The following is a 7,696-nucleotide window of genomic DNA, read 5'->3' on the forward strand; positions in this document are numbered from 1 at the left end:
AGCCGGGCTGCAGAGCCCGCGTCAGTGCGTTCAGGTGCCGCTGAAAAGTCGCACACCTGTCTTCAAACCGACCCGACATCATCGGCGGCAAGAACAACCAGGTCGCCCGGCAAGGCAGCGCAAAGGCAATAGTCCACTGCTTCCTCTTCTTTGAGCACTACCGAAACTTCGGGCGGCTGCGCCCCCCTTCTCCGGGCTCCTTCGTGAAGAAGGGACGCGGCCTCGCCAGCCTTTCGTCCGCGAAGGTCGCCATCCTCCTTGAAGACGACCTTGTCGAAGAAGGAAGTGGCAAGCGCCCCCATCGCCCGTATGTCCTCGTCGCGCCGGTCACCGGCCGCACCTATCATCCCGATCGTGCGGCGATGGCGCGATCTGAGCTTGTTTATCAATTCGCCCAGCGCACACAAGCCGTCCGGGTTGTGCGCATAATCCACGATGATTTTGACGCCGTGAGCTTCCAAGATGTTGAGCCGCCCCGGCGATTGCTCGAATGTCGTCTGGAAGGTTGAAAGACCGGACCGGATCAGCGGCAAGGAGACCCCACTCGAATAGGCAAGCGCAACCGCGGCCATGGCGTTTTGCACGTTGAAGGCGGCCAGACCGCCGATCGTGGCTGGGACGTCGATTGTATTGGCGACAAAAAGCGCCTGGCCTCCATCGTAGAGGACGATGTTGCAGCCCTCTTCCGCGTCACCATGGCAGGCAACCGCCCTTCCACCATTGGCGACGTGTTCGGTGAGAAAGGCCGGCCATTCGCTCTTTGCCAGAAGCGAGGTGTAACAGATCTGCCCACCTGCCACGTCGGCCATGGCTGCGGTGTGGGGATCATCCGCATTGAGAATGCTCCAGCCTTCCTCGCTTACCGCTTCGACCACCACCGATTTGACTTCCGCCAGGTCCTCAAGAGTATCGATCCCGCGTTGCCCCAGATGATCTGAACCGATGTTCAGCACGCAGCCGAAATCGCACCGGTCAAAACCCAGCCCCTCCCTCAATATCCCGCCGCGCGCCGTTTCGAGCACGGCGAAGTCAATGTCGGGGTCGCGCAGCACGAGGCGGGCACTTTTCGGTCCGGAGCAATCTCCGTCTGTTACCCGCTGGCCGTCGAGATAGACGCCGGTGCTGGAGGCGAGCCCCACCTTCGCGCCGGAGCCAGAAAGGATGTGGGCGAGCATCTTTGCCGTCGTTGTCTTGCCGTTGGTCCCTGTTATCGCAAAAATCGGTATCCGGCTCGGTGACCCCGGCGGGAATAACAGATCCATGGCAGCGGCAGCTACGTTCCGGGACCTACCCACGCTCGGCTGCAGGTGCATACGGAAACCGGGGCCAGCGTTTACCTCGATGACCCCGCCCCCAGTGTCGTGAACGGAACGGCTGATATCCGGTGCGACGAAGTCGATGCCTGCGATGTCCAGACCGACGACCTTTGCCGCCCGCTTGGCCAGGAACGCGTTGTCCGGATGAATGTCTCCGGTGCGATCCACCGCCGTGCCGCCCGACGACAGATTGGCGGTCGGGCGCAAGAAGACGACATCGCCCCTTGCCGGAACGCTCGACAGGCCGAGGTTCTTCCTCGCCAGATGGTGGAGCAGGCAGTCATCGACTTTAATCTTGGTCAACGGCGCCTCGTGGCCGATCCCTCGACGCGGATCGTTGTTCTCTCGCTCGATGAGCCGCAGGATAGTACTCTTGCCATCCCCAATCACATGCGCCGGCGAGCGTTCGGCCACCGCGACCCCCTCACCACCGATCACCAGAATGCGGTAGTCATTCCCGCTGAAGTGCGGCTCGACAAGCCGATCGTCGGGTTTGTCTCATCCGCTACAAAGTCGCTGTTTGCCAATTCCCACTGCACACCAGTTAAGTTCTTAATCAAACACGGAAGGTTTTGGTGAAAGCTCTCCGGAGAAGTTGGCGCGAGTTTTGAATCTCCGATCCCGAAAGTCGCCGGTCGGGATAACTATTTATGGAATACTTGAGAAGAGAGCTCAGTGGAACAGCAATTGCAGGACTCCTTCGGAGAGTGCGATGACGCACACGCTTGATGAAAGCCGGAGTTTTCTCGGAAATCTCTGTGGTGTTCGGCAAATGCCTTTGCGTACCGAACGAAATGCGAACGAGGACGAGGAACTTGCGGCTTCACGCCCGTAGCACTAGTTCTACAAAGCGCGAGACGCACATGTTCATCCATCTGATTTATGGGCCCACTTGCAGCGGCAAAACAGACTTATCGATCCAAATTGCACGAGAGACCGGATGGCCGGTCATCGCGCTACATCGTGTACAATGCTGCCCTCAGATTGCTACAGGAAGCGGGCGTCCTTTTGGAGTGGAAGCTGCATCTGCCCAGCGTTTGTATCTAGATTCGCGCCGACTCGCCGCGGGCGTGATCGAAACAGAGGCCGCTCATCGTCAACTCATATTGGAAGTAGCGGATCGCAAGTCGTCGCCTGGTCTTATTCTCGAAGGCGGTTCGATCTCCCTTCTGAACCGCATGGCCAAGAGTTCCTATTGGGATGCCGGTTTCCGGTGGCACGTAAGGCGGCTGCGCCTTACGTCTCCGGATGTTTTCCTGAAGCGAGCAAGACGGAGGGTTACGGAAATGTTCGCCGTCAGGGACGAGCGCCCATCCCTGCTGGAGGAATTGGCAGACCTCTGGAAGCAGCACGCTCTCCGGCCGATACTGGAGGACATCATTGGATATCGCTGCGCGATAGGGTTTGCGTGGGAACATAACATCGCAATCCGCGAGTTGTTGCATCTCGATCCGACGCGGCAGCAGGCAGTGATAGCGGCCATGGCCGACGAATATCTTGAACACGCGCGACGGCAAGAGCGTGATTTCCCTGACTGGCAAGAAGGCGGGGATGTTCGCCTCACTCTTCTGATGGATTCACACTAGAGGCGCGTGGAGAAATTAACTTGGTCAATCGAAGAGGTGTGTGATGAACATTGCGATGGACGCATCCTCCGAAAGGGTCATTTTGTGCAACGAGCGTGGTGAAGCCATAGGCACGGCTCCAAAATCCGAGGTCCATCATGCCGAAACACCGCTGCACCTTGCATTTTCGGTCTACATTTTCGGTGCCGATAAGCTGCTCGTGACACGGCGGGCATTAGACAAGATCACATGGCCCGGCGTTCTCACCAACAGTTGCTGCGGACACCCACGGCCAGGCGAACCATTGACCGAAGCCATCGAACGGCGCGTCCGGAAGGAATTAGGGATAGAGGTCGATGGCATTCGTCTTGTGCTACCTGAGTTTTCCTATCGCGCCGCAATGACGAATGGCATTACTGAACATGAGTTATGCCCCGTATTCACCGCTCGCTGTCAAACGTTGAGCGTAACACCCGACCTGAGCGAGGTGTCTGCATGGGAATGGGTAGATTCGCAGCGGTTTCTCAACAGCGTAAAGGACGGGCGTTTGATGGTGTCGCCATGGTGTCGCGCCCAAGTCGAACTGCTCGACGCGTTGGGTGTTGATCCATCGCAATGGCCGCCGTCGGATGAGCTAAGGTTGCCAGAGGCCGCTAGATGTGAGCTTTCAGGAAGTTGCTGGGGATTGTCTAATCGCAGTTGGGGCGCCATGTCCGCAGGGTGCTGACGGTTGAGCTACGCATCAGAATGACTGAGGCCGCTTCGTAGGGAAGTCCTCGCAGATGGGGGCGCTGCGTCGGAATATACGGCCGTCATAATCGACTTGTCCAGATTGGTAGCGGCGCGTCGTCAGTCCTATCCAGGCGCCAACAGATCGGGGCTTGAAGTTGTCCGAATCTTGAATGGCAGCGGCGAAGGAGGTTGCGGTGATTGCGACTACACCGGGGATCGACATGAGTACCCGCTGGTTCCACGAACGCGTGATGCGCAATCAGGGCGGCGGGATCTCAATATCGTTCCTCAAGCGGCTCTTGCCACTTAAAGCCACGCTGTCCGATTGCAACATGCTGTGGCGGTTTGGTAGCGCTCACGCGAAGTGCTGTAATACAGTTCCCGCATTCTCCTGAATATTTCGGCCAGGCGGCGGAAGGGATCATCCGGCGCGAGATCTTCCATATCCTTGTCTAGCAGCCGCTCATAGCCCCGCAGTTCCTCTTCAACGAAGGCGAGCGCAGGCGCGCCCGGCAGAAAGCGCTCGACCACCAGTACGGCGTTCGCCGCGCAAGCCTCGCGCCGATCTTTGTTCAGCGAATGGAGATCGTTTTGTAATCTGCCGACGAGGCACAGATGGCGCAGAAAGCGCAGGAAGTGGGGGCATTCCCGCCGCACCGAAATATCCAGTCCCCACAGCGCAGAAAGGGACGCAAGCACCCGCATGAAGGCAATGCTGTCGATGCCGTTGTCCAGATACTCGGCGTAAGACATCTCGCGTTTTCCGCTCGACAGATGCGCCTCGGCTTGCAATGCTCGGTAGTAAGCCGTTCCGGATTCCCGCACCAGCGCAAAATCCGCATCGGACCCGGCTTGCGCCGCCAGCAGGTCCAGAAGCGCCAGGTAACGTTCAGCTTCGACCGTGCTGGCCGGACTCTTGCCAGACAACACCTCGCCGATGGCATCCAGCTCATGTTGTTCCAGTATCTGTTCGTCGAAACAATCGTCCAGCCAAAAGAGCATCGCCATATCGAGGATGAACGCGTGGCCGGCTTGCTTGTTTTGCGTGCCGATGCCCTGGATCATCCGGCCGTACTTGTCTTCGACACCCATGAGAAACAAGCTGCCTCCATGGAGGGCTTCGCTTGCATGCTCGCGCTTGAACCCTTTGAGGCCGTGACCCCACGCCAACAGGTCGGACAACAATTCATCAGGCTCACTCATGTTTCCTTCGCAAATAGGTAGTTGAGCGCTGCCACTCATAGCGACCAGCGGCTTGCCACCAACAAGCCGACCAGTTCATACACCCGCACCACGCGCCGAGGGCAGTAGAGCTCTTTACCGATCCAAAGTGCACGGGTCGGCCTGACGTATGGCTTGTAGGCGCCCAGCATCCACTGGCATGCCTTGGACATCGCATCGGCGGATGCCGGATTTTGTGGGCTGGAGAGCATATGCAGAGACAGCACCGCATACGCGGTTTCCTCGAATGTGGGCGCATCGCCGGTCCCCCAGCCGCCGCAGGCATGCTGTTTCGCCAGCAAGCCTGCCAGCGCCAGGTCGTCGCGCCATGCAGGCCGACCATGCCCGAGCGCGGCAATTGCCTGCGAGGTCGGGTACAACCACGACGCATGCCACTTCTCGCAACTCCAGACGCCGTCATCATCTCTGCTTTGTTCCAGATAAGCCTCGCCAGCCTCGATGGATTCTCCGATCAAGCGCAGCGCGTGAATCGCATGGACGGTGGTGGACAGCGCCGGGTTACGCTCACCGGGGTAGGTTAGGAATAGGTTCCCGAGCGCAAACTTACGTAGGGGGTTATAAGGCAATCTGTGACCGGTCATTGCGAGAACCGACATTACGACTGCGGTGTCATCGCCGTCGGGAGCGAAGTTGAGGGCTGCACCCAAGCCTTTCTCGTTGATGTCGCCGCGCAATGTTGTAACGATCTGTGCGACGTTTGCCGCCAATTCAGTGTGCTGCAGCAGATCGCCCAAAGCGAGGGTATGCAGGATCCAGGACGGTTCGAATACATCGATCGGCCAGACAGTCGGCACCACACCTGAAATCTCGGCGCCGGTGCCGGCAGAAGCTTTCTCCAGATATTGTTCGGCATTGCGAATCAGGGCTCCGTCGAATCCCCCATTGCGTGCCGCATATAGCCATGCGGCGGTGGCCGATGGGCTGATGCCGACGCTGCCGCCGCGATCGAGCATGGCGGCGCTGAGATTGCCGCCGCACGCCTCCCAGGAGTGCAACGGCGGACTTCCTACCGGAAGTGTTGCCCCACGCAGTGTTGCTAGTTTTTTTTCTCCCAGTTGGATCAATGCATCGTATTGTTTTGCAGGCAGCGCCAGGCCGACCGCGCTCGCCTCGACCAGCAGACGAGGCAGGATCAGTTCGATGCCAATCGGGATGTCCTCGGCTAGCGGCGCCTGCCACAGCGCATGTTGTCCCTTCAGGAATTGAATGCCGGCGGCAATCGCGCTGCGGTGCCGCTCGCCGCCATCGCGCGCGTGCAGCGCAAGAGCCGCTGCGGCGGTCGGTACATCGCGGTACAGCGCATGCCCAGGCTCGCCCCAGCCGCCGTCGGCTTGTTGTTGCGCCAGCAACCACCCATAAGCGCCTTCCAGATCCTGTTGCGGCGGTGCATAGCGCAGCAATTGAGCTGTGTCATAACTAGAAGGACCGACCTGTCCTCCATCGCCCACCTCGCCAAGCAGTTGCCGCAGTTCGGTAATGATGTAGCTGGCCAGGGTGTGCATATTGGACTGCAATTCATTTCTCATGAAGGTTGGACGCATTCCAGCGCCGCTTGTTGTATCAGTCCGGCTTTTCCCGCGCCGGCCACGCCCTTGCAAAGCGCCTGGCTCAACCAGTCAACGAAGGATTCTTCGTGAGGGCCGGCAGGAATGGTGTCACCTATCTGTTCGAGATACCCATAGAATTTGGCGGATGCGCTATCCAACCCTTGGCTGCGGACGATATTGGGTCGATCCAGTTGCGTGTCCACGGCACCCAATTTGCCAAGCGCTTCGGGGCGGCCGACCGTGTCTGCGATGTCGTCGGCGATCTGGTATGCGTGTCCGAGTAGTTCCCCCACCTTCGCCCAGGGGGCCGGGTCACCACCACCTGTCAGGGCACCGCACGTGGCCGCCGCCACAAAGAGGGAGCCGGTCTTGTACTGGTGATAGCGGTCGATCGGGACGTGCGTCATGGCCTCCATCGACTGGCCGGCGATCAGCCCATGACTGGGGCCGATCGCGTCCGCGACCACCTCGATGATGCGCACGACCAACAAAGGTGTCCGCGTAACCTGCCGGCTTAGGCTTTTGAAGGCCGCCACGATCAAGGCATCCCCGGCCAGAACGGCGGTCGGCTCTCCGAACAGCCGATGCACCGACGGTTTGCCGCGGCGCAGCGGGGCGTTGTCGAAGCAAGGCAGGTCGTCATGGACCAACGAGGCACAGTGCAGCAATTCGATTGCTGCCGCAGCTCTTAAAGCCAGTTCCGGCTGGCTTGCGCCGCACGCATTGAAGACTTTCATGCAGAGCTTGGGGCGCATCCGGGCGCCACCTGGAAACACTGCCGCTTCCAGCGCTCCCCGCAGGTGAGTCGGCGATGCCGGACTCAGAGCACTACCCATCGCGGCTCGCAGCGCCTGCTCGATAAGTTCGTCGCTACCGCCAACCAAGTCGACTGGGTGCTTCGAAATCATATTGCATCTCCACTTTTGGGACCTGACTTCCGTCGTGCTGCGCGCGAGCGAGCCTTTGCGACTTGGCGCGAGATCTCCACGACAAGCGCTATCGCCAAATCTCGAACCTTAGAATCGCCTCCTTCGGCTTGGCGGTGGATTAAGTTGACGATGCCCCGTATGCGCCAGCCCGCTTTGATTGATGAGTTCCTTGTAGGCCATCTGCGACTTCCTTCGCCAGGCATGTCGCCGCATTTGCGACGAGGCCGCTAGGATACCTAAGCTTGTTGAGTTAGCGGCCTGCCAAACCTCGTAGGGTCCCTAACGCAACCTGCCAGTTAGACTTCATGACTCTGGCCGCGACTTGCGGCGGCACAGAGACCTTTTGAGACGTTTCAGGGTTCCCG

6 protein-coding genes and 2 pseudogenes are annotated in these 7,696 nt (G+C 59.4%); 3 read left to right on the forward strand and 5 right to left on the reverse strand.

Features of this window, described 5'->3' with window-relative positions:
- Window positions 1–62: 62 nt before the first annotated feature.
- Window positions 63–1,730 carry a Mur ligase family protein gene (locus tag ILFOPFJJ_RS31515; RefSeq protein ID WP_312032766.1) on the reverse strand — a complete coding sequence of 556 codons (1,668 nt, stop codon included), beginning with the start codon at window positions 1,728–1,730 and terminating at the stop codon, window positions 63–65.
- Window positions 1,731–2,179: 449 nt separating this feature from the next.
- Here ILFOPFJJ_RS31515 and ILFOPFJJ_RS31520 point away from each other — a divergent pair, with 449 nt between their 5' ends.
- Both ILFOPFJJ_RS31520 and idi read left to right on the forward strand, forming a co-directional pair.
- Window positions 2,180–2,902 (forward strand): isopentenyl transferase family protein, encoded by a 723-nt coding sequence (locus ILFOPFJJ_RS31520; protein ID WP_173514402.1) that lies wholly within the window; start codon window positions 2,180–2,182, stop codon window positions 2,900–2,902.
- Window positions 2,903–2,945: 43 nt separating this feature from the next.
- Window positions 2,946–3,608 (forward strand): isopentenyl-diphosphate Delta-isomerase, encoded by a 663-nt coding sequence (idi, locus tag ILFOPFJJ_RS31525; RefSeq protein ID WP_173514403.1) that lies wholly within the window; start codon window positions 2,946–2,948, stop codon window positions 3,606–3,608.
- Here idi and ILFOPFJJ_RS31530 read toward each other — a convergent pair.
- From ILFOPFJJ_RS31530 to ILFOPFJJ_RS31545, 4 genes and pseudogenes are all read right to left on the reverse strand, one after another.
- A pseudogene (locus ILFOPFJJ_RS31530) lies at window positions 3,589–3,839 on the reverse strand (transposase); the annotation flags it as partial. The gene idi and the pseudogene ILFOPFJJ_RS31530 overlap by 20 nt on opposite strands.
- An 80-nt stretch (window positions 3,840–3,919) precedes the next feature.
- A complete protein-coding gene (locus tag ILFOPFJJ_RS31535; RefSeq protein ID WP_173514404.1) occupies window positions 3,920–4,816 on the reverse strand; it encodes a terpene synthase family protein in 897 nt (298 codons plus the stop codon).
- 35 nt (window positions 4,817–4,851) lie between these two features.
- Window positions 4,852–6,381, reverse strand: a complete 1,530-nt coding sequence (locus tag ILFOPFJJ_RS31540; RefSeq protein WP_210267670.1) for a prenyltransferase/squalene oxidase repeat-containing protein — start codon at window positions 6,379–6,381, stop codon at window positions 4,852–4,854.
- Window positions 6,378–7,310 carry a polyprenyl synthetase family protein gene (locus ILFOPFJJ_RS31545; protein WP_173514405.1) on the reverse strand — a complete coding sequence of 311 codons (933 nt, stop codon included), beginning with the start codon at window positions 7,308–7,310 and terminating at the stop codon, window positions 6,378–6,380. Before ILFOPFJJ_RS31545 ends, ILFOPFJJ_RS31540 begins: the two co-directional genes overlap by 4 nt.
- A 21-nt stretch (window positions 7,311–7,331) precedes the next feature.
- On the opposite strand from ILFOPFJJ_RS31545, the pseudogene ILFOPFJJ_RS36655 reads away from it, so the two are divergent.
- Window positions 7,332–7,453: pseudogene (locus ILFOPFJJ_RS36655) on the forward strand (IS6 family transposase); the annotation flags it as partial.
- Window positions 7,454–7,696: the final 243 nt, after the last annotated feature.

Source organism: Sinorhizobium psoraleae (genome assembly GCF_013283645.1).
Lineage (GTDB): Bacteria > Pseudomonadota > Alphaproteobacteria > Rhizobiales > Rhizobiaceae > Sinorhizobium > Sinorhizobium psoraleae.